General features: G+C 67.4%; 16 protein-coding genes, 3 rRNA genes and 1 riboswitch. Of the genes, 4 read left to right on the top strand and 15 right to left on the bottom strand.

Going from position 1 to position 22,533, the window contains the following annotated elements; all coding sequences use genetic code 11:
- Positions 1-33: 33 nt before the first annotated feature.
- A riboswitch (glycine riboswitch) is annotated at positions 34-128 on the bottom strand.
- A gap of 119 nt (positions 129-247) precedes the next feature.
- Positions 248-619 (top strand): PRC-barrel domain-containing protein, encoded by a 372-nt coding sequence (locus HEK131_RS11250; protein WP_244334654.1) that lies wholly within the window; start codon positions 248-250, stop codon positions 617-619.
- Positions 620-626: 7 nt separating this feature from the next.
- On the opposite strand, the gene HEK131_RS11245 is transcribed toward HEK131_RS11250, so the two are convergent.
- The 13 genes from HEK131_RS11245 to HEK131_RS11185 all read right to left on the bottom strand — a co-directional run bounded on the left by HEK131_RS11245 (position 627) and on the right by HEK131_RS11185 (position 16,116).
- Positions 627-2,012: a DNA polymerase IV gene (locus HEK131_RS11245; protein ID WP_244334652.1), complete on the bottom strand. Its 1,386-nt coding sequence runs from the start codon at positions 2,010-2,012 to the stop codon at positions 627-629.
- A 75-nt stretch (positions 2,013-2,087) separates the two neighbouring features.
- Positions 2,088-2,771, bottom strand: coding sequence for a MerR family transcriptional regulator (locus HEK131_RS11240; protein ID WP_217462526.1), 684 nt, complete (start codon positions 2,769-2,771; stop codon positions 2,088-2,090).
- 265 nt (positions 2,772-3,036) lie between these two features.
- Entirely contained in the window at positions 3,037-3,510 is a 474-nt protein-coding gene (locus HEK131_RS11235) for a bifunctional nuclease family protein (protein ID WP_026281837.1), read from the bottom strand.
- Between the two features lie 97 nt (positions 3,511-3,607).
- On the bottom strand, positions 3,608-4,345 hold the full coding sequence (ftsR, locus tag HEK131_RS11230) for a transcriptional regulator FtsR (RefSeq protein ID WP_217462527.1): 738 nt from the start codon (positions 4,343-4,345) through the stop codon (positions 3,608-3,610).
- A gap of 43 nt (positions 4,346-4,388) precedes the next feature.
- On the bottom strand, positions 4,389-5,213 hold the full coding sequence (locus tag HEK131_RS11225) for an FHA domain-containing protein (RefSeq protein ID WP_244334649.1): 825 nt from the start codon (positions 5,211-5,213) through the stop codon (positions 4,389-4,391).
- 190 nt (positions 5,214-5,403) lie between these two features.
- Positions 5,404-6,285, bottom strand: a complete 882-nt coding sequence (locus HEK131_RS11220) for a DUF881 domain-containing protein (protein ID WP_244334647.1) — start codon at positions 6,283-6,285, stop codon at positions 5,404-5,406.
- Between the two features lie 5 nt (positions 6,286-6,290).
- On the bottom strand, positions 6,291-6,623 hold the full coding sequence (locus HEK131_RS11215; protein ID WP_030808725.1) for a small basic family protein: 333 nt from the start codon (positions 6,621-6,623) through the stop codon (positions 6,291-6,293).
- Positions 6,620-7,540, bottom strand: a complete 921-nt coding sequence (locus tag HEK131_RS11210; protein WP_217462529.1) for a DUF881 domain-containing protein — start codon at positions 7,538-7,540, stop codon at positions 6,620-6,622. The genes HEK131_RS11215 and HEK131_RS11210 overlap by 4 nt, the downstream gene beginning before the upstream one ends.
- 100 nt (positions 7,541-7,640) lie before the next feature.
- Positions 7,641-10,136, bottom strand: coding sequence for a mannose-1-phosphate guanyltransferase (locus tag HEK131_RS11205; RefSeq protein ID WP_161146903.1), 2,496 nt, complete (start codon positions 10,134-10,136; stop codon positions 7,641-7,643).
- Between the two features lie 91 nt (positions 10,137-10,227).
- The gene (locus HEK131_RS11200; RefSeq protein ID WP_161146904.1) at positions 10,228-10,860 is read right to left on the bottom strand and encodes a CDP-alcohol phosphatidyltransferase family protein; all 633 of its coding nucleotides are present in this window, start codon (positions 10,858-10,860) and stop codon (positions 10,228-10,230) included.
- Between the two features lie 109 nt (positions 10,861-10,969).
- Positions 10,970-11,086: ribosomal RNA gene (gene rrf, locus HEK131_RS11195) — 5S ribosomal RNA — on the bottom strand.
- Between the two features lie 89 nt (positions 11,087-11,175).
- A 23S ribosomal RNA gene (locus tag HEK131_RS11190) occupies positions 11,176-14,297 on the bottom strand.
- Between the two features lie 293 nt (positions 14,298-14,590).
- Positions 14,591-16,116, bottom strand: a 16S ribosomal RNA gene (locus HEK131_RS11185).
- Together the 16S, 23S and 5S rRNA genes form the textbook arrangement of a ribosomal RNA operon.
- 574 nt (positions 16,117-16,690) lie before the next feature.
- On the opposite strand from HEK131_RS11185, the gene HEK131_RS11180 reads away from it, so the two are divergent.
- Both HEK131_RS11180 and ptsP read left to right on the top strand, forming a co-directional pair.
- Positions 16,691-17,140, top strand: coding sequence for a PTS sugar transporter subunit IIA (locus tag HEK131_RS11180; protein WP_217460689.1), 450 nt, complete (start codon positions 16,691-16,693; stop codon positions 17,138-17,140).
- An 88-nt stretch (positions 17,141-17,228) separates the two neighbouring features.
- Positions 17,229-18,899 carry a phosphoenolpyruvate--protein phosphotransferase gene (gene ptsP / locus HEK131_RS11175; RefSeq protein ID WP_244334645.1) on the top strand — a complete coding sequence of 557 codons (1,671 nt, stop codon included), beginning with the start codon at positions 17,229-17,231 and terminating at the stop codon, positions 18,897-18,899.
- Positions 18,900-18,974: 75 nt separating this feature from the next.
- Here the strand turns inward: ptsP and HEK131_RS11170 are convergent, their stop codons facing one another.
- Positions 18,975-19,868, bottom strand: a complete 894-nt coding sequence (locus HEK131_RS11170) for a hypothetical protein (RefSeq protein WP_244334643.1) — start codon at positions 19,866-19,868, stop codon at positions 18,975-18,977.
- Positions 19,869-19,893: 25 nt separating this feature from the next.
- Positions 19,894-21,162 carry an MFS transporter gene (locus tag HEK131_RS11165; RefSeq protein WP_279614250.1) on the bottom strand — a complete coding sequence of 423 codons (1,269 nt, stop codon included), beginning with the start codon at positions 21,160-21,162 and terminating at the stop codon, positions 19,894-19,896.
- A 45-nt stretch (positions 21,163-21,207) separates the two neighbouring features.
- On the opposite strand from HEK131_RS11165, the gene HEK131_RS11160 reads away from it, so the two are divergent.
- A complete protein-coding gene (locus tag HEK131_RS11160) occupies positions 21,208-22,527 on the top strand; it encodes an aminotransferase class I/II-fold pyridoxal phosphate-dependent enzyme (RefSeq protein ID WP_244334641.1) in 1,320 nt (439 codons plus the stop codon).
- The last annotated feature ends 6 nt before the right edge of the window (positions 22,528-22,533 follow it).

Raw genomic sequence — 22,533 nt, 5'->3', positions numbered from 1 at the left:
GCCATGGACGCCCGCCCTGCTTTCCAGAGTGACCTCGTCCGTGCGGTACGGGGGCCTGAGAGATTCCGGGGAGGAGTTGCTCCTTCGGCGCCTCCGAATTGCTCGGAGGACTCTCCCGCACGGGGTCAGCAGCCTTGTTCAGCCTACCAGCGGGGTCCTGAGCGCGGCGTTCGAGTGGCCGCCCGGCTGATTCTGCTCTTTTGTAGTGCTTACGGATGAGTTGCGACCATGTGGAGGGAGAGGGATCGTGCAGACCGACATCGATCCGCGCAGCCTGATCGGCCGCAAGGCGTTCGACCGAGCCGGCACCAAGATCGGCACCATAGACGAGGTGTACCTCGACGACGCGACCGGCGTCCCGGAGTGGGCGGCGGTGCGCACCGGCCTCTTCTCGCGCGACGCCTTCGTCCCGCTGGAGCCCAGCGAACTGGTCGACGGCGCGCTCCGCGTCCCCTTCGAACGCGCCCTCATCAAGGACGCCCCCGACTTCGGCGTGGGCCGTCACCTCTCCCCCGAGCAGGAACTCCAGCTCTACCACCACTACGGTCTCGACGTGGGCCCCTCCGCCAGGACCCCGGACCGCGACTTCGGCAAGGTCGCGGGCACCGAGGAGACCTGAGCCCCCCTCATCCGCCTCCCGTGGCCCCGCCCGCGCCGGTCGCCTCCTCCCGCTGCCCGCACACCTCCCCCACCAGCGGCAGTGGCTCGGCCGGTGTCAGGTCGGGGTCGTCGGCACGCAGCGTCCGTACCCGGCCCGGCGCGGAGGTCGGGGTCTCGAAGCGCACGGTGACCCGCCCCAGGCCGCTGCCCTGCACCCAGCCGTGGCCGTACTCGGGGTGCCGCACGTCCTGGCCCGCCCGCCACTCCGGCGCGGCGGGCTCGGGTCTCTCGGGTCCGAGATCGGGAGCGCTCTCCTCCGGCGTCTCCTCGGCCGGCTCCCCCGCCGCCTGGGCGAACAGGTCCTCCTGGGTGTAGTCGGCCAGCCCGGAGACGCCCACGCCGAGCAGCCGCACCCCTCCCGTGGTGTCCACGGAGTCCAGCAGCCGCGCCGCCGCCTCCCGGATCACCGTCGGATCGTCCGTGGGCCCCCTCAGCGTCTCGGAGCGGGTCAGGGTGGAGAAGTCGTACCGCCGGACCTTGAGCACGATGGTCCGGCCGGACAGCCCGGCCCCGCGCAGCCGCCGCACGCACCGGTCGGCGAGCCGGCGGACCTCCAGGCCGATGCGCGGCCGGTCGTGGATGTCCACGGCGTAGGTGTCCTCCACCGACACCGACTTCGCCTCGCGCTCGGCCACCACGGGCCGGTCGTCACGGGCCAGCGCCATCGCGTACAGCGAGTGTCCGTGCGCCTTGCCGAGCAGCCGGACCAGTTCGTCCTCGCCCGCCTCCGACAACTCCAGGACGGTGGTGATCCCGGCGCGCCGCAGATGGTCGCCGGTGGCCGGTCCCACGCCGGGCAGGGTCCGCACCGGCATAGGTGCCAGCAGGGCCCGCTCGGTGCCGGGTTCGATGAGCACCAGGCCGTCGGGCTTGGCCCGCTCCGAGGCGATCTTGGCCAGCATCTTGGAGGCGGCGAGCCCCACCGAACCGGTCAGCCCCGTCACCGCCAGGATGTCCGCGCGCAGCCGCGCCCCGGCCTCCCGCGCCGACGCCTCGTCCCAGGCCGTGTCACCGGCCTCCAGGTCCACGAACGCCTCGTCCAGGCTCAGCGGCTCCACCAGCGGGGACAACTCCCGCAGCAGCGCCATCACCTGGTCGCTGATCGAGCGGTACAGCGCGAAGCGGGGCGTGAGGTAGGCGGCGTTCGGCGCCAGCCGCCGCGCCTGCGCGGTGGGCATGGCCGAGTGCACGCCGAACACCCGTGCCTCGTACGACGCGGTGGCCACGACCCCGCGTGGCCCGATGCCGCCCACGACGACGGCCTTCCCCCGCAGGCTCGGCTTGGACGCCTGCTCCACCGAGGCGAAGAAGGCGTCCATGTCGAGATGGAGGATGGTGGGCGCGTCTCTCACATGTCCGATGCTGCACCACGCCACTGACAACGACCCCGTGCGGGGGCCTTCGACGGGGCGGGGCGCCGCCGGGCCTCAGACGGCCCGGTTGCGCCGCCGCGCCAGTTCATCGGCCGGGTTGGGCCCGATGAGCGTCTCACCGGTGTCGATGCGCTCGCCGTGGAGCTGGGACAGGGCGCTCTCCACGTCCCGCCACACCACGCCCACGGCGATCCCGAAGATGCCCTGGCCGCCCTGGAGCAGCGCGTGGACCTCGTCCGGGGAGGTGCACTCGTAGACCATGGCGCCGTCGCTCATCAGGGTCATGCGCTCCAGATCGCGGAACCCGCGCTCCCTGAGGTGCTGCACGGCCGAGCGGATGTTCTGGAGGGAGACACCCGTGTCCAGGAACCGCTTGACGATCTTCAGCACGACCACGTCACGGAAGCTGTACAACCGCTGTGTGCCCGAGCCATGGGCCGGCCGCACACTCGGCTCGACCAGTCCCGTACGGGCCCAGTAGTCGAGCTGCCGGTAGGTGATCCCGGCGGCCGCACAGGCCGTGGGACCGCGATAGCCGATCTCCTCGGACGTCATGGCCGTCGCCCCTTCACCGTCAGGCACCACCGTCGGCCGCTGCGGAGCGTGATCAGCCGCGCCGCCGAGCTGTGGGTGTCCCCCGCTTGGCCGAAGCCGTGCGCCCGGGGGAGGGTACGGGCCGCTCTCCCCGAAACCGTGTCCGGGGGCACCCCCAGCCGTACCGTCGCCGCTCATTCTCACGCCGACCTCCGTCCTTGACCTGCCTTATCGACGGTAGGCAGTCACCAGGGGTGCGTCAACGATCGCCACACTCGGCACGCCGAGTGATAATCACCCTGAGAGTGGTTTCCCGTGTCCCACCGCGGGGAAAGGCTAGCCGAATGCGCTCGCGGGAAGGCGTAGGACGCTCTCACGGGCCGTTGGCAATTGCCCTCGCGGCGCGGTCACAGCGCGCCACCGGCCGGCCGGACGCGGACCCGTCGGTCCGCCCGGCCGGCCTCGGGCGTCACTGGCTGCTGCTGCCGAAGTCCTCGGGCGAGATCTGGTCGAGGAACTCGCGGAACTTCTCCACCTCGTCCTCCTGCTCGTCGGGGATGGCGATGCCCGCGTCGTCCAGCACCCCGTCACTGCCGTAGATCGGCGTGCCGGTGCGCAGGGCGAGCGCTATGGCGTCGGACGGCCGCGCGCTCACCTCGACTCCGCTGGCGAACACCAGCTCCGCGTAGAAGACGCCCTCTCGCAGATCGGTGATGCGGACTTCGGTCAGCTCCTGGCCCACCGCCTCCAGCACGTCCTTGAACAGGTCGTGCGTCAGCGGCCGCGCGGGAGCCATGCCCTGCTGGGCGAAGGCGATCGCCGTCGCCTCCCCCGGCCCGATCCAGATGGGGAGGTAGCGGTCGCCTCCCACTTCGCGCAGGAGCACGATCGGTTGGTTGGAGGGCATTTCGACCCGGACACCTACGACATCGAGCTCGTTCACACAGCAACCCTAGGCCGTGCTCGGGACGTTTGGGTAGTCGGGCCGGGAACAGGTGGGCGATCCGGCGCAAGTCAGCCGGGTCGGGACACACCGCACCTCAGGGCACCCGCACCCCGAGCGCCGCCTTCACCAGAGCCGAGTGCAGCTTCATGGTGAGCGCCGCGAGCTCCTTCGTCCGGGTCTCCGCGAGCACTCTGGTCTGCGGATTACGGTGCCGCTTCAGGGGCGCGACGACCTGGTCGACCAGCCCGGCCTCACGCTCGGCGGCCGCCTTCATCACCCGCAGATGGCGGGGTTCGATGCCGAACCGGCCCAGTTCGGCCACCAGCGCGGCCACGGTGACGGCCTCGGCGTCATAGACACCCTCCGCCAGGGGGGCGAGGAGTCCGTACGACTCCCACTCGCGCAGTTCGGCCTCGTCGACGCCGGCCGCCGCCAGCAGCTCGTCCCGGCCGATACGGGCGACCGTGGAACGCTCGGCCTCCTCCGGCTCCTCGCCGGGGCCGCGCTGACGGCCGACCACGGGGAGCTGGACCGCCTCGCCGCGCTCCATGGCGTCCAGATGCTCGCGGATCACCTTGAGCGGCAGATAGTGGTCCCGCTGCATCCGCAGGACGGCCCCGAGACGCTCCACGTCACGGGGACTGAACTTGCGATACCCCGACGGGGTCCGCTGCGGCTCGATGAGCCCCTCCGACTCCAGGAAGCGGATCTTGGAGATGGTGACTTCGGGGAACTCCTCGCGCAGCAGGTTCAGCACCGTGCCGATGCTCATCAGCCCACTGTCCCTGGCGGCGGTACCGCTTCCGGCACCGCCGCTCGGTGTTTGAAGCATGGACCTTCCCTGGGGTTCCCCCGGACGAGTGTCCGGGGGTGGGTCAGACTCCCTGCCGGCTCGCGTAGAAGACCAGCCGGTACTTGCCGATCTGCACCTCGTCACCGTTGGCCAGCGCCACCTGGTCGATCCGCTCACGGTTGACGTAGGTGCCGTTGAGGCTGCCCACGTCGGCCACCGTGAAGGAACCGTCCGGCGAGCGGCGGAACTCCACATGGCTGCGGGAGACCGTCACGTCGTCCAGGAAGATGTCGCTCTGCGGGTGACGCCCCGCCGTGGTCAGGTCGCTGTCCAGCAGGAAGCGGCTGCCCGAGTTCGGGCCACGGCGCACCACCAGCAGTGCCGAGCCGACAGGCAGTGCGTCGACCGCCGCCTGCGCCTCGGGCGACAGCATGGGCATCGCCGTCTGACCGGTGACCTCGGAGTCGTACGCCTCGATGCCGGAGATGGAGATCGTGGAAGTCGTCTCCGACGGACGCTCCGGCGCCACACCGGGACGCAGGGGCGCGCCGCAGTGGGAGCAGAAGCGGGCGTTCTCCGCGTTGCGGTTCCCGCACCTCGTACACACCAGGGCCGACATGGACGGAGCCTCCTGCCGCGGCTGCCCCGCGGGGGCGTTGGACGCGTGCGGGTCGGAGGGGAACCCTCCACCCGCGGTCGACGGTTGCCCGAAACCTATGCCGCCGCCCTGGCCAGGGTCAACGGACGCCGCGCCCTGACCACCGGAAGTGCCACCACCCGGACCAGCCACCTGGTCCCGGAACAGCGGACGCTGCCCATCCTCGTCGGTCTGTGCGCGATGACGGGCCGTCGCGTTGTCGCCGCCCTCTCGCGCGCTCTTGCCGAACAACTTCCCAAACAACTTCACGGGCGATTCCCCTTGACCGAAACAGACCCGCCCGTGGGGCAGGACGAACCCAGAATGCCTACACCGACCGATCCGGACATCTTCACAACGTCCGTATCCACCCGACAGTTTCCACCACGCACCACCCCTTCGGTGCGGCGACCCCCCGCAACCTCATGCCCCCGCCCGACGCCGCCCATGCACCGCCGGTTCACCGGGAGGACGACCGAGCGTAGTCAGGCTGCTTCGCCTGCCGCAAGGCGTCCACGACGATCTTGTCCGAGCGCTCCACACTCACCGTGGCCTGCTCCTTCTCCAAGCTCTGCACCACGCCTCCAGGGATGTTCAACGCCGGTTCCAGGTCCTGCGGCTTGCCGATGACCTTGAAACGATAAGGGGCGTTGATCTTGTTCCCGTCGACCGCGACGCTACCGCCGGAGTCCGCCAAGTACGTGTTCGCCACCACGCGCACCCCATTGACCTGTATCGCCTCGGCACCGGCCGCGCGCAGCTCCTGGATCGCGTCGAGCAGCATGTCGGACTCGACGGCTCCCTTCGTGTCCTGGACGGTCATGGTGATACCGGGCCCCGTGGCCGCCACGGTGCCCGCGAGCACGCCGAGTTGGCGCTCCTTCTCGGCGGTCTGCCTGCGCGCCTCGGCGGCCTGGTCCGAACTGCTCTGCAGCTCCTGGCGCTGCTTCTCGAGACCCTGCTTCTCGTCCTCAAGACGCTGAGTACGGTCATCCAGTTCATCGAGGATGCGGACCAGATCCTCCTGGCGTGCCCCGCGCAGCGCGCTGTCGCCGTCGCTGTTGGACGCCACCTGCACCGCCAGCCCGAAACCGAGGCCGAAGAGCAGCAGCGCCACGATGAGTTGCGCACGCGTCAGCCGGGGCGGCCAGAGACCGTCCACCAGCCGCTGACGCCCGGTGAGCTGCGGCTCGTCGGGCTGCGGGGCCGGCGCGGGCTCGGGGGCGGGCGTGGGCGCCGGCGCGGGTGCGGGTGCCGGGGCGGGCTCGGGGGCCTTGGGCGGCACCTCCGCGGGCAGTTCCTTGCGCAGCCCGTTCTCCGGCCGCTCGTCCTTCTCGCTCATCGCGCTCACGCCCGGAAGACGTGGCGCCGGATCGCGGCGGCGTTGGAGAAGATCCGGATGCCCAGGACCACGACGACGCCCGTGGACAACTGCGCGCCCACGCCCAGCTCGTCGCCCAGGAACACGATCAGCGCGGCCACGACCACGTTCGACAGGAACGACACCACGAAGACCTTGTCGTCGAAGATGCCGTCGAGCATCGCCCGAAGACCGCCGAACACGGCGTCCAGCGCCGCCACGACGGCGATGGGCAGATACGGCTCGACGACCGCCGGAACCTCGGGCCGGACCAACAGTCCGGCCACCACTCCCACGACGAGGCCCAGTACGGCGATCACGATGTGCCCTTCTCAGTCTTCTCGGCCTGCTCGGCGCTCGGCCTTGCTGTTCGTACGATCACACTCGGTGCGGCGGGCAACCGGACGTCGCCCTCCGCGGAGATGGCGGTGCGGATACCGAAGTTGTCCTGGAGCGCGTGCAGATACAGTCCGTCGGCGCTGTTCTGGAACCTGGTGCTGAACCGTTGCCCGTCCCCCACCGCCAGCACCGTGTACGGCGGTACCAGCGGCCTGTTGTCGACCAGTATCGCGTCACCCGCGGCCCTGATCGCGGACAGGGCGGTCAGCCGCTGCCCATTGATGGACACCGCCTCGGCGCCGGACGCCCACAGCCCGTTGACCACGCGCTGCATGTCCCGGTCGCGCACCCGCCCGGTGTCGGAGAAACCGGCTGACTCACGCGGGTTGGTGCCGTCTCCGGCGCTCGACTCCTTGGCGTCGTTCACCACGAGCCTCACACCGGGCCCGTGCACCGCGGTGGCACCGGACAGCAGACCGACCAGGTCCGCCTGACTGCCCCCGGCCTCCCGCAGCGCCGACCGCTGCCGCGCGCCGACCTCCTCGCGGAGCCGGTCGACACCGCTCTCCAGCTTGTCGGCGGCGGCGGTCTCCCGGTCGATGCGGTCGATCAGCTCCTGGCGCTCCTTGGCCACGACCGGGGCCGTGACATGCGCCTGCGCCGCACCGACCGTCACCACCAGGGCCGCGAGCACCAGTCCGCCCGCCAGGCCCAGCTTGGCGCGCAGCGTCTTCGGCAGGCCGCCCTCGCCGAGGGCCTCCTTGCGGGCGGCTGCCTCGGCGTACCCGTCGTCGAGGCTGTGGTCCATGACGTTGGTGATCAACGACATGGAGGCGTCCGGACGCCTCGGCCGCGCGGGGCTGCTCCGAACGGGGGGTTGCTGCGGCATGCCGCACATCGTCGCATGCCGCGAGCGATGCCTTCGAACGAGCCCCGTACACGTGCCGGACGGCGCCCCTGGCGGGGGCGCCGTCCGCCACGTCGGTGCGTTCTAGGGATCAGCGTCCGGCGCTGTCCACCACGGCCGACCACTCGTCCAGCAGGGCCTGCGCGGAGGCGTCGTCCGGTCCCTCCGCCCACAGGTGGGTGACCGCCTCGGCCGGGTCGGGCAGGACCATCACCCAGCGCCCGTCGCTCTCCACGACCCGCACACCGTCCGTCGTGTCGACGGACCGGTCGCCGGCCGCCTCGACCACGCTGCGCATGACCAGACCCTTGACCGCCCACGGCGTCGCCAGGTCCCGCTTGAGGACGTGGGCCCGGGGAATCCGGGCGTCGATCTGGCTCAGCGTGAGCTGGGTGCGCGCCACCAGCCCGATCAGCCGCACGAACGCGGCTGTACCGTCGTAGACGCTGCTGAACTCGGGGACGATGAAGCCGCCCATGCCGTCGCCGCCGAAGATGGTGCCCTCTTCGCCGCCCACGCGCGTCAGGTCGTCCGGCGACGTGGTGGTCCACTCGACCTGCGTGCCGTGGTACGCGGCCACCTGCTCCGCGATCCGGGTCGTGGTCACCGGCAGCGCCACCCGCCCGCTGCGCCGCTCGGCGGCCACCAGGTCGAGCATCACCAGCAGTGCCCGGTCGTCCTCGATGATGCGGCCCTTCTCGTCCACGAGCGACAGCCGCTCGCCGACGGGATCGAACCGCACGCCGAAGGCCGCCCCGGAGGACGCCACGATCTCGCCGAGCCGCTCCAGACCCTTGCGCCGCATCTCGACGGTCTCGGTGGGCCGGGACTCGTCCAGACCGGGGTTGATGGTCAGCGAGTCCACGCCGAGCTTGCCGAGCAGGCTGGGCAGCACCAGACCGGCGCTGCCGTTGGAGGCATCGACGACGACCTTCAGTCCGGACTCGGCGATCCCCGTCGTGTCGACGTTGCGCAGCAGCGACCCGGTGTAGGAGTCGTAGACGCTGGACGGGAAGTACAGGTCACCGATCTCGCCGGGGAACGCCCGCCGGTACTCCTGCCGGGCGAAGACCCGGTCCAGCTTGCGCTGGCTGCCCTGGGAGAGGTCCGCGCCCTTGGGGTCGAAGAACATGATGTCCACGGAGTCCGGCACACCCGGCGAGGTCCGGATCATGATGCCGCCGGAGCTGCCGCGCGCCGTCTGCTGCCGGGCCACGGGCAGCGGCACGTTCTCCAGGTCGCGTACGTCGATCGCGCTGGCCTGGAGGGCCGAGATCACCGCACGCTTGAGCGCACGGGCGCCTCGGGAGTGGTCACGGGCCGTGGTGACCGTGGTGCCCTTCTTCAGGGTGGTGGCGTACGCGCCGGCCAGCCGTACGGCCAGCTCCGGCGTGATCTCCACGTTCAGGATGCCGGTCACCCCGCGCGCCCCGAAGAGGTGCGCCTGCCCTCTGGATTCCCAGATGACGGAGGTGTTGACGAACGCGCCGGCCTCGATGGTCTTGAACGGGTACACCCGGACGTTGCCCTGGATGATCGACTCCTCGCCGATCAGGCACTCGTCACCGATGACCGCGCCGTCCTCGATCCGCGCGGCCCGCATGATGTCGGTGTTCTTGCCGATCACGCAGCCACGGAGATTGCTCTGCTGCCCGACGTACACGTTGTCCGCGACGACGGCCTTGTGCAGGAAGGCACCGCTCTTGACGACCACGTTGGAGCCGACGACGGAGTGCTCGCGTATTTCCGCGCCCGCCTCGACCTTGGCGTAGTCGCCGATGTAGAGCGGCCCGCGCAGCACCGCGTCGGGGTGCACCTCGGCACCCTCGGCCACCCAGACGCCGGGCGAGATCTCGAATCCGTCGATGTCGACGTCGACCTTGCCCTCGAGAACGTCGGCCTGGGCCTTCACATAGCTCTCGTGGGTGCCGACGTCCTCCCAGTAGCCCTCGGCGATGTAGCCGTAGATGGGCTTGCCTTCCTTCATCAACTGGGGGAAGACATCTCCCGACCAGTCGACGGGGACATCGGGATCGACGTAGTCGAACACCTCGGGCTCCATCACATAGATGCCCGTGTTCACCGTGTCGGAGAAGACCTGGCCCCAGGTCGGCTTCTCGAGGAAGCGCTCGACCTTGCCCTCCTCGTCGACGATGGTGATGCCGAACTCCAGCGGATTGGGGACCCTGGTCAGGCAGACCGTGACCATGGCTCCCTTCTCCTTGTGGAAGTTGATCAGCTCGGTGAGGTCGAAGTCCGTAAGGGCGTCACCGGAAATGACGAGGAAAGCGTCGTCCTTCAGCGCGTCCTCGGCGTTCTTGACGCTTCCGGCGGTACCGAGTGGCTTCTCCTCATTGGCATACGTGAGCTCCATACCGAGCTCTTCGCCGTCTCCGAAGTAGTTCTTGACGAGAGACGCCAGGAACTGCACGGTGACCACGGTCTCGTTGAGCCCATGCTTTTTGAGCAACCTGAGCACATGCTCCATGATCGGGCGGTTGACCACGGGCAGGAGCGGCTTGGGCATGCTAGAGGTCATGGGGCGCAGGCGTGTGCCTTCGCCTCCGGCCATCACGACGGCCTTCATGTCGGAAGCGTCCTCCTCGAAGAGACGACGGTCTAGCCGACTTCACCCGTCCAGATTGTCCCGCACTTTCGCGTCGCGGGCCATCGAAGCGTCACGTCATGGACGATCGCGGAGTTCCGTCGGCCAACGCGTCCGCGCGCACCAGACGGCGGACCTGGACCATATAGAGCACTCCTGCCCACCAATACAGGGTTGTACCCCATCCGGCGAACGCCCATCCGAAAACAGCGGCCAGTGACGCGATCCAACCGCTTCCGTCGCTGAGCAGCAGCAACGGGAAGGCATACATCAGGTTGAAGGTGGCCGCCTTGCCGAGGAAGTTCACCTGGGGCGGCGGATAGCCGTGCCGCCGGAGGATACCGACCATCACCAGGAGAACCAGTTCACGGGCCAGCAGCAGGGCGGTCAGCCAGAGCGGCAGGATCTCGCGCCAGGTGAGGCCGAGGAGCGTGGAAAGGACATAGAGCCGGTCCGCGGCGGGATCGAGCAGCCGGCCGAGGCTGCTGACCTGGTTCCAGCGCCGGGCGAGCTTGCCGTCCAGATAGTCGCTGACTCCGCTCAGTGCCAGGACCAGGAGAGCCCAACCATCGCTCTTGGGGCCTCCGAACTCCGGCCTGAGGATCAGCCACAGGAACAGAGGGACACCGGCAAGCCGAGCCATGCTGAGGATGTTGGGGATGGTGAGGACCCGGTCCGTCTGGACGCGGGTCTCCTGGACCTCCACCCGGAAGCCTCCTGTACGAAAAGTGCCGACAATGCACCCTGACCCTACCGCAACGCAAAAAAGCTCCGGCTCTCGGGCTGTATGCCCAAGAGCCGGAGCTGTAAAAGGAGTTCGGCGGCGTCCTACTCTCCCACAGGGTCCCCCCTGCAGTACCATCGGCGCTGTGAGGCTTAGCTTCCGGGTTCGGAATGTAACCGGGCGTTTCCCTCACGCTATGACCACCGAAACACTATGAAACTGTTTCAGCCAAAACCCATGTGTGGCACATGGATGCTGTTCGTGGTTTCAGAACCAACACAGTGGACGCGAGCAACTGAGGACAAGCCCTCGGCCTATTAGTACCAGTCAACTTCACCCGTTACCAGGCTTCCATATCTGGCCTATCAACCCAGTCGTCTACTGGGAGCCTTACCCTCTCAAGGAGGTGGGAATACTCATCTCGAAGCAGGCTTCCCGCTTAGATGCTTTCAGCGGTTATCCCTCCCGAACGTAGCCAACCAGCCATGCCCTTGGCAGGACAACTGGCACACCAGAGGTTCGTCCGTCCCGGTCCTCTCGTACTAGGGACAGCCCTTCTCAATATTCCTACGCGCACAGCGGATAGGGACCGAACTGTCTCACGACGTTCTAAACCCAGCTCGCGTACCGCTTTAATGGGCGAACAGCCCAACCCTTGGGACCGACTCCAGCCCCAGGATGCGACGAGCCGACATCGAGGTGCCAAACCATCCCGTCGATATGGACTCTTGGGGAAGATCAGCCTGTTATCCCCGGGGTACCTTTTATCCGTTGAGCGACGGCGCTTCCACAAGCCACCGCCGGATCACTAGTCCCGACTTTCGTCCCTGCTCGACCCGTCGGTCTCACAGTCAAGCTCCCTTGTGCACTTACACTCAACACCTGATTGCCAACCAGGCTGAGGGAACCTTTGGGCGCCTCCGTTACTCTTTAGGAGGCAACCGCCCCAGTTAAACTACCCATCAGACACTGTCCCTGATCCGGATCACGGACCCAGGTTAGACATCCAGCACGACCAGACTGGTATTTCAACGACGACTCCCCCTGAACTGGCGTCCAGAGTTCACAGTCTCCCAGCTATCCTACACAAGCCGAACCGAACACCAATATCAAACTGTAGTAAAGGTCCCGGGGTCTTTCCGTCCTGCTGCGCGAAACGAGCATCTTTACTCGTAGTGCAATTTCACCGGGCCTATGGTTGAGACAGTCGAGAAGTCGTTACGCCATTCGTGCAGGTCGGAACTTACCCGACAAGGAATTTCGCTACCTTAGGATGGTTATAGTTACCACCGCCGTTTACTGGCGCTTAAGTTCTCAGCTTCGCCCTGTCGAAACAGAGCTAACCGGTCCCCTTAACGTTCCAGCACCGGGCAGGCGTCAGTCCGTATACATCGCCTTACGGCTTCGCACGGACCTGTGTTTTTAGTAAACAGTCGCTTCTCGCTGGTCTCTGCGGCCACCCCCAGCTCACCGAGTAAATCGGATCACCAGTGATGGCCCCCCTTCTCCCGAAGTTACGGGGGCATTTTGCCGAGTTCCTTAACCATAGTTCACCCGAACGCCTCGGTATTCTCTACCTGACCACCTGAGTCGGTTTAGGGTACGGGCCGCCATGAAACTCGCTAGAGGCTTTTCTCGACAGCATAGGATCATCCACTTCACCACAATCGGCTCGGCATCAGGTCTCAGACTATGTGCTGCCCGGATTTACCTGGACAACGTCCTACACCCTTACCCCAGGACTACCATCGCCTGGGCTGGACTACCTTCCTGCGTCACCCCATCACTCACCTACTAACCGCTTGGGCCGACGGCTCCACCACTTTCCTTTCCCCGAAGGGTCCGGAACGGCTTCACGGCCTTAGCATCACGATGCTCGATGTTTGACGCTTCACAGCGGGTACCGGAATATCAACCGGTTATCCATCGACTACGCCTGTCGGCCTCGCCTTAGGTCCCGACTTACCCTGGGCAGATCAGCTTGACCCAGGAACCCTTAGTCAATCGGCGCACACGTTTCTCACGTGTGTATCGCTACTCATGCCTGCATTCTCACTCGTGAACCGTCCACAACTCGCTTCCGCGGCTGCTTCACCCGGCACACGACGCTCCCCTACCCATCACAGCACCCGTTGGGGCTTATTGCTGCAATGACACGACTTCGGCGGTACGCTTGAGCCCCGCTACATTGTCGGCGCGGAATCACTAGACCAGTGAGCTATTACGCACTCTTTCAAGGGTGGCTGCTTCTAAGCCAACCTCCTGGTTGTCTCTGCGACTCCACATCCTTTCCCACTTAGCGTACGCTTAGGGGCCTTAGTCGATGCTCTGGGCTGTTTCCCTCTCGACCATGGAGCTTATCCCCCACAGTCTCACTGCCGTGCTCTCACTTACCGGCATTCGGAGTTTGGCTAAGGTCAGTAACCCGGTAGGGCCCATCGCCTATCCAGTGCTCTACCTCCGGCAAGAAACACACGACGCTGCACCTAAATGCATTTCGGGGAGAACCAGCTATCACGGAGTTTGATTGGCCTTTCACCCCTAACCACAGGTCATCCCCCAGGTTTTCAACCCTGGTGGGTTCGGTCCTCCACGAAGTCTTACCTCCGCTTCAACCTGCCCATGGCTAGATCACTCCGCTTCGGGTCTTGAGCGTGCTACTGAATCGCCCTATTCGGACTCGCTTTCGCTACGGCTTCCCCACACGGGTTAACCTCGCAACACACCGCAAACTCGCAGGCTCATTCTTCAAAAGGCACGCAGTCACGAGATATGTGCAAGCACATATCCGACGCTCCCACGGCTTGTAGGCACACGGTTTCAGGTACTATTTCACTCCGCTCCCGCGGTACTTTTCACCATTCCCTCACGGTACTATCCGCTATCGGTCACCAGGGAATATTTAGGCTTAGCGGGTGGTCCCGCCAGATTCACACGGGATTTCTCGGGCCCCGTGCTACTTGGGTGTCTCTCAAACGAGCCGCTGATGTTTCGACTACGGGGGTCTTACCCTCTACGCCGGACCTTTCGCATGTCCTTCGCCTACATCAACGGTTTCTGACTCGTCCTGTCGCCGGCAGACGACAGAAGAGAGATCCCACAACCCCGTACACGCAACCCCTGCCGGGTCTCACACGTATACGGTTTGGCCTCATCCGGTTTCGCTCGCCACTACTCCCGGAATCACGGTTGTTTTCTCTTCCTGAGGGTACTGAGATGTTTCACTTCCCCTCGTTCCCTCCACACTGCCTATGTGTTCAGCAGCGGGTGACAGCCCATGACGACTGCCGGGTTTCCCCATTCGGAAACCCCCGGATCAAAGCCTGGTTGACGGCTCCCCGGGGACTATCGTGGCCTCCCACGTCCTTCATCGGTTCCTGGTGCCAAGGCATCCACCGTGCGCCCTTAAAAACTTGGCCACAGATGCTCGCGTCCACTGTGCAGTTCTCAAACAACGACCAGCCACCCATCACCCCGAACCCTTACGGTTCGAGTGCACTGGGGCCGGCGACTGAGGAAATCCATTCCCTCAGACACCCAACAGCGTGCCCGACACCCTTCCCGGCTTTCCCGTTCCACGCCGAAGCAGTACTAGGAGAAAGTCAGTGAAGTGTGCCGAATAATCAACGTTCCACCCATGAGCAACCAGCATCGAACATTCGCCGATGTACTGGCCTCTGACCAACCGTGGCTGGTAAGAAGTGCTCCTTAGAAAGGAGGTGATCCAGCCGCACCTTCCGGTACGGCTACCTTGTTACGACTTCGTCCCAATCGCCAGTCCCACCTTCGACAGCTCCCTCCCACAAGGGGTTGGGCCACCGGCTTCGGGTGTTACCGACTTTCGTGACGTGACGGGCGGTGTGTACAAGGCCCGGGAACGTATTCACCGCAGCAATGCTGATCTGCGATTACTAGCAACTCCGACTTCATGGGGTCGAGTTGCAGACCCCAATCCGAACTGAGACAGGCTTTTTGAGATTCGCTCTACCTCACGGTTTCGCAGCTCATTGTACCTGCCATTGTAGCACGTGTGCAGCCCAAGACATAAGGGGCATGATGACTTGACGTCGTCCCCACCTTCCTCCGAGTTGACCCCGGCAGTCTCCTGTGAGTCCCCATCACCCCGAAGGGCATGCTGGCAACACAGAACAAGGGTTGCGCTCGTTGCGGGACTTAACCCAACATCTCACGACACGAGCTGACGACAGCCATGCACCACCTGTACACCGACCACAAGGGGGGCACCATCTCTGATGCTTTCCGGTGTATGTCAAGCCTTGGTAAGGTTCTTCGCGTTGCGTCGAATTAAGCCACATGCTCCGCTGCTTGTGCGGGCCCCCGTCAATTCCTTTGAGTTTTAGCCTTGCGGCCGTACTCCCCAGGCGGGGAACTTAATGCGTTAGCTGCGGCACCGACGACGTGGAATGTCGCCAACACCTAGTTCCCACCGTTTACGGCGTGGACTACCAGGGTATCTAATCCTGTTCGCTCCCCACGCTTTCGCTCCTCAGCGTCAGTAATGGCCCAGAGATCCGCCTTCGCCACCGGTGTTCCTCCTGATATCTGCGCATTTCACCGCTACACCAGGAATTCCGATCTCCCCTACCACACTCTAGCTAGCCCGTATCGACTGCAGACCCGAGGTTAAGCCTCGGGCTTTCACAATCGACGTGACAAGCCGCCTACGAGCTCTTTACGCCCAATAATTCCGGACAACGCTTGCGCCCTACGTATTACCGCGGCTGCTGGCACGTAGTTAGCCGGCGCTTCTTCTGCAGGTACCGTCACTTTCGCTTCTTCCCTGCTGAAAGAGGTTTACAACCCGAAGGCCGTCATCCCTCACGCGGCGTCGCTGCATCAGGCTTTCGCCCATTGTGCAATATTCCCCACTGCTGCCTCCCGTAGGAGTCTGGGCCGTGTCTCAGTCCCAGTGTGGCCGGTCGCCCTCTCAGGCCGGCTACCCGTCGTCGCCTTGGTGAGCCATTACCTCACCAACAAGCTGATAGGCCGCGGGCTCATCCTTCACCGCCGGAGCTTTTAACCGCAGACCATGCGATCCGCAGTGTTATCCGGTATTAGACCCCGTTTCCAGGGCTTGTCCCAGAGTGAAGGGCAGATTGCCCACGTGTTACTCACCCGTTCGCCACTAATCCCCACCGAAGTGGTTCATCGTTCGACTTGCATGTGTTAAGCACGCCGCCAGCGTTCGTCCTGAGCCAGGATCAAACTCTCCGTGAATGTTTACCGGTAATCCGGTGCACACACACGAGAGCGGAACCACCGGAGGAATAGTCCGATGGTTCACAGCGTCCTCGCTGTGTTTATTTCAAAGGAACCTCGTCCCGGTCGTGATGACCGGAGACGGGGTATCAACATATCTGGCGTTGATTTTTGGCACGCTGTTGAGTTCTCAAGGAACGGTCGCTTCCTTTGTACTCACCCTCTCGGGCTTTCCTCCGGGCTTCCCTTCGGTGTTTCCGACTCTATCAGATCGTTTTCCGATCCGATTTCCTCGGTGCTTTCCAGGTTCTCGCTTTCGCGTTTCCCTTTCCGGCGGTTCAAACTCTAGCAGGGTTTTTCCGTGTCCCTGACCAGTCGTTCGCAAGCATGCGAGAACTGATCCCGAGTTAGGATCTGACGAGTTTGGGTGCTGCCGAGGGTGAGCGCGCTGTCGCGCCGCCCGGTCTCAGGCAGGACGATGACTGTACACAAGTCCTGGCGATGACGCAAACCCCCGAGGATGGTGGTCTAGACCACTAGCTGCTAACTTCTCTGGGGAACCGCCACTACCCCACTCATCGGGAGGCCCCCCATGACCACCGTGACGTCCCCCCTCGCCGGACGCGCCATCGGACTGGCCAACGTGCCCGATCCGGTCTTCTCCGGGGCCATGGTCGGCCCCGGTACCGCGATCGACCCCGTACGTGAGCCCTCCGAGGTGGTGTCTCCCGTGGACGGCGTCGTCGTCTCCCTGCACCCGCACGCCTTCGTCGTGGTCGACGAGCAGGGGCACGGTGTGCTCGTGCACCTCGGTATCGACACGGTCCAGCTCAACGGCCAGGGCTTCGAGCTGCTCGTCAACAAGGGGGACACCGTCACGCGCGGCCAGGCCGTCGTGCGCTGGGACCCCGCCGCGGTCGAGGCCGCCGGCAAGTCCCCCATCTGCCCCGTCGTCGCACTCGAGGCCACGGCCGAGTCCCTCGCCGAGCTGTGCGAGAGCGGCGACGTGAAGACCGGCGACAGTCTCTTCTCCTGGTCCTGATCTCCTGGTCCGGACGGCGCGGCCGTCCGACGGTGTGTACGACAACCAACGCGGCGGCGGGGGCCGCCGCATTAGCGGAGACGGTGAGATGGAGACAACGCTGCGAGGCGTCGGTGTGAGCCACGGTGTGGCGATCGGCGAGGTCAGGCACATGGGTACTGCGGTGCTCGAACCGCCGGCCAAGCAGAACCCGGCGCAGGACGCGGAGCGCGAGCAGGGCCGCGCCCGGCAGGCCGTGGACGCCGTGGCCGCCGACCTGACCGCACGCGGCAACCTGGCGGGCGGCGAGGCGCAGGACGTGCTGGAGGCCCAGGCCCTGATGGCCCAGGACCCCGAGCTGATGGCCGACGTGGATCGGCGGATCACCGTGGGCAGCACCGCCGAGCGCGCCGTGTACGACGCGTTCGCGGCCTACCGCGAGCTGCTGGCCAACGCCGGTGAGTACCTGGCCGGGCGGGTGGCCGACCTGGACGACGTGCGCAACCGCATCGTGGCGCGGCTGCTCGGTGTGCCCATGCCGGGTGTGCCGGACAGCGACCACCCCTATGTACTGGTGGCCCGCGATCTGGCTCCCGCCGACACCGCGCTGCTCGACCCGGCGCTGGTGCTCGGTTTCGTGACCGAGGAGGGCGGGCCTACCAGCCACAGCGCCATCCTCGCGCGGGCTCTCGGGGTACCGGCCGTGGTCGCGCTGCCGGGTGCGGGTGAGCTGGCCGAGGGCACGGTGATCGCGGTCGACGGCAGCTCGGGCGACATCTTCGTGAACCCGAGCGAGGAGACGACGACCCGCCTGGAGTCGGCCGCCGCGGAGCGGAAGGCGGCGCTGGCCGCGTCGAGCGGTCCCGGTGTGACCGCCGACGGGCACAAGGTGCCGCTGCTGGCCAACATCGGCGGTCCGGCGGACGTGCCGGCCGCGCTGGAGGTCGGGGCCGAGGGTGTCGGTCTGTTCCGTACCGAGTTCCTGTTCCTCGACGACAGCAAGAAGGCGCCGTCCGAGGAGAAGCAGGTGACGGCCTACCGGCAGGTGCTGGAGGCGTTCCCCGAGGGCCGGGTCGTGGTGCGGGTGCTCGACGCGGGCGCGGACAAGCCGCTGGACTTCCTGACTCCGGCGGACGAGCCGAACCCGGCGCTCGGTGTGCGGGGTCTGCGGACGCTGCTCGACCACCCGGAGGTCCTGCGTACGCAACTGACCGCGCTGGCGAAGGCCGCCGAGGGGCTGCCGGTGCACCTTGAGGTCATGGCGCCCATGGTGGCGGACCGCGCCGACGCCAAGGCGTTCGCGGACGCCTGCCGTGAGGCGGGGCTGCGGGCGAAGTACGGCGCGATGGTGGAGATCCCGTCGGCGGCGCTGCGGGCGCGGTCGATCCTGCGGGAGGTCGAGTTCCTGTCGCTGGGCACCAATGACCTCGCGCAGTACACGTTCGCGGCGGACCGGCAGGTGGGTGCGGTGTCGCGGCTGCAGGACCCGTGGCAGCCCGCGCTGCTCGACCTGGTCGCGCTGTCCGCCGAGGCGGCGAGGGCCGAGGGCAAGAGCTGCGGGGTGTGCGGTGAGGCCGCGTCCGACCCGGTGCTGGCGTGTGTGCTGACGGGTCTGGGTGTCACCTCCTTGTCGATGGGTGCGGCGTCGATCCCCTACGTGCGGGCGACGCTGGCGAAGCACACGCTGGCGCAGTGCGAGCGGGCGGCGGCCGCCGCGCGGACCGCGGACAGCGCCGACGAGGCGCGGGCCGCGGCTCAGGCGGTGCTGTCCGGCGAGTAGCCACTCACGCGCGGACCTGCGTGTCCGTGCTGGTCAGGGGCGTCCCATCTTCGGGTGGGGCGCCCCTGGTGCGTTTCAGTGGTGGTGTCCCTGTCGTGGGTCGTCGTCCGCGAGGTCGGGTGCGGCGCGGTAGTCGACGCCTGATTCGGGGGCGATGAGGTCGCCGGTGTCGATGTCGGTGCAGTAGGCGTCGAAGACCTCGGAGGCGGTCAGCGGCTGGAGGTGTCCGGCGCGCAGGCGCCAGCCGTGGACGCGGTCGGGGTGGCCCGGTGCGCTGACGCGGATGACGAGGCCGCCGGGGCTGCGGGTGGCGAGGCCGAGGGCGAGGACGCTGGTGAATTCGAGCGTCTCAGCCTGGTCCGGTTCAGCGGTGCCGTCGGTGTCCGCGTCGGCGTGGAGGACGGCGACGAGGGGCTCCGGCGGTCCGGCGATGCTGCAGACGAGGTGCTGGGCGCCCGGTGGCGCGCTTTCCAGGACGCGGGCGAGGAGGGCGGAGGCGCGGACGAACGCGGCGCGGCCGATGTCCTCGCCGCAGGTGGCGCAGGGGCCGAGGCGAGTCAGCAGGTTGGTGGCGTACTCCCAGGTGGCCTGGCGGACGGCTTCGCCGACGAGGGCGGGCAGGAGTGCGGTGAGGGGTTCGCCGTCGTAGGGGATGGTGGGGCCGAGGACCGCGAGTTCGGCGGTGAAGCGGCTGCGGCTGGCGGGGGCTTCGGGGTCGATGCCGGTGGCGGTACAGAACTCGGCGTACTCGTCGGGGTCGAAGAGGGCGAGTGCGGTGTGACTGCCCTCGGCGGCGCGGGATTTGAGGACGGCCTCCATCTGGCGCAGGTAGGTCGTGTGGTCGTCGAAGGTGAAGCTGCGGTAGCGCCGCATGGCGCGGAAGTCGTGTTCGTCGGTGAGCAGGCCGACGGTGCCCGCGATCTCGCGGCGCAGGACGCGTCGCATGGTCCGGTGGTCGGTGTGCGCCATGGTTTCCCCCTGTGTGCGCTGTCGATCAATGCTCACTCACGGTAACCGGGGGCACTGACAACGGGGCCGGGCGGAGGCGGTCGCGGACCAGGCGGTGCTGGATTGCGCAGGTCAGGGCGATGGTGGTGCCGAGTACGGTCCAGCCGAGGGGGCCGAGGGTGAGGGCGGCGGTTACGGCGAGGGGGCCGAGGGAGCGCTGTCCGGCCTGGGCGAGGCCGTGGACGCCGAGATAGGCGCCCTGGGCGTCGTCGGGGGCGAGGGCGACGGAGAGTTCCCAGGAGATGGTGGCGTGCAGCATCTCGGCGAGGGTGAAGAGGGTGGCCGAGGCGGTGAGCAGGCAGGTCGCGCGGACGGTGTCACCGGTGGCGGACAGGGTCATGGTGAGGCCGCCCAGGGCGAAGGCGGCGGAGAGCGGTACGAGGAGCCGGCGGCCCGCCTCGGTGGTGGCGCCGAAGCGGGCCAGCGGGACCTGGAAGGCGACGACCAGCACGCTGTTGAGCACGAGGAGCAGGGGTGCGAGGCCGTGGGGGACACCCGGGGTGTGGGCGATCCACAGCGGCAGACCGATCTTGAAGTAGGTGTCGTCGAGGAAGAGGACGGTCTCGGTGCCGACGTAGGCGAGATAGGTGCGGTCGCGCCAGGGGGTGCGGGGGCGGGCGCGTGGTGCGTCCGAGGCGGTGGCGGCCACGCGGCTCGCGGAAGGGGGTTCGGCGCAGGTGAGGGTGAGCAGGGCGACGAGGACGAAGGAGAGCGCGTCGCCGGTGAGGAGCCAGCGGTAGGCGGTGGTGGTTCCGAGGGTGAGGGCGGCCGCCGCGGCGAGACCGCCCAGGGCCCATCCGGCGTTGGAGGCGGTGCGGTTGATGGCCTGGTAGCGGACGCGGTCGGGTCCGGCGACGCGGGTGGCGTAGAGCCTGGTGAGGATGCTGGCGGCGCGGTCGCCGAGGGCGCCGAGGGCGGAGGAGGCGACCAGGAGGCCGTGGTGGTCGGTGGTGAGGAGGGCGAAGGAGGCCAGGGCGCGCAGGAGTTGGAGCGCGATCAGGACGTGGGTGAGCGAGAAGCGGTCGGCTAGGCGGCCGCCCAGGGGTGCGCCCGCGATGCCGATGGCGCCGGAGACCGCGGCGAGGGTGGCGACCTGGGCGGCGGAGAGGTGGGAGACGTAGGTGAAGTACAGGACGGAGACGGAGGCCCACAGGCCGCTGCCGATGCGGTCGAGGAGGGTGACGGCCAGCATCCGGCGTCCGTCGCGGCCTCCGGGTATGCGTGCTCGGTCGGCTGCGCCGGGCTTCGCGGCCACGGTTCCCCCTTGCCTCGTTTTATGTACTGATACATAATCAGTTACGTGGCAACACAATATGAGATCAGTGGTACGACCGCCAAGGGGATTACGCGTTCCGTCGAACGCGGCGTGTCCGAGGGCATGTTGGCGCCGGGGGCCGCGCTGCCCCCGGTGCGACGGCTCGCCGAGGAGCTGGGGGTGAGTCCGGGCACGGTGGCCACCGCGTACAAGGAGCTACGGCGGCGCGGGATCGTGGTGACCCTCGGCCGGGGCGGAACGGTCGTGGCGGAGGCTCCTTCGGTGGCGTCCCGACGGCCGCCCAAGGTGCCCGAGGGGCTGCGGGACCTGGCCGGCGGCCATCCCGATCCGGCGCTGCTGCCCGCGTTGGCGCCGCCCTCGCGCCTCTCCCCCGGCGTCCGCTCGCACCGCTCCGCCCCACGGCTGCCCCGGCTGGAGGACGCGGTGCGTGACTGGATGGGAGCGGACGGAGTGCCCGTGGAGCACGTGACGTTCGCGCACGGGACGCTGGACTTCGTCGCCCGGGTGCTCTCGGCCGAGCTGCGGCCGGGTGACGCCGTGGCGATGGAGGACCCGGGGTATCACCATCTGCTGGACCTGGTCGCGGCGTTGGGGCTGCGCGCGGTGCCGGTCGCGGTGGACGACGAGGGAATGCGCCCGGAGGAGCTGCGGGGCGCGCTGCGGGCCGGGGTCCGGGCGGTGGTGCTCAGTCCGCGGGCGCAGAATCCGTACGGTGGAGCCCTCTCGGCGGCCCGCCGGGACGCGCTGGCCGAGGCGCTGCGGGAGGCACCGGAGACGCTGGTGCTGGAGAACGACCACGCCTCCGACGTGTCCGACGCGCCCCTGCACTCCCTGAGCGGGGCGGGCGTGGCCCGCTGGGCGCATGTGCGGACCGTGAGCAAGTTCCTCGGCACCGACCTGCGGTGGGCGGCCGCCGCGTGCGACCCGGTGACGCTGGCCCGGCACGACGGGCGGCTGCTGCTGACCTCGGGCTGGGTCAGTCACCTGCTCCAGGAGACGGTGCACGGCCTGCTGACGGACTCGGACACGAGCGCGCTGGTGGCACGCGCGCGTGCCCAGTACGCGCTGCGCCGGACCGCGCTCGCCGATGCGCTGGCCGGGCACGGCGTCCCGGCGCACGGGGCGAGCGGGATGAACCTCTGGGTGCCGGTGCGCGACGAGTCGGCCGTGGTGAACGGGCTGCGCTCGCGCGGCTGGTGGGTGGCGGCCGGGGCGCGGTTCCGGCTGGCCTCGGAGCCCGGCGTACGCATCTCGACGGCGGCTCTCCAGCCGGCGGAGGCGCCGCGGCTGGCCTCGGACTTCGCGGCCGTGCTGGGCGAGTCCGAGGCCACCTACGGGGGCTGACCGGGA

The sequence above is a fragment of the Streptomyces seoulensis genome, assembly GCF_022846655.1.
Taxonomy (GTDB): Bacteria; Actinomycetota; Actinomycetes; order Streptomycetales; family Streptomycetaceae; genus Streptomyces.
This window is presented reverse-complemented; position numbering and strand designations above follow the sequence as displayed.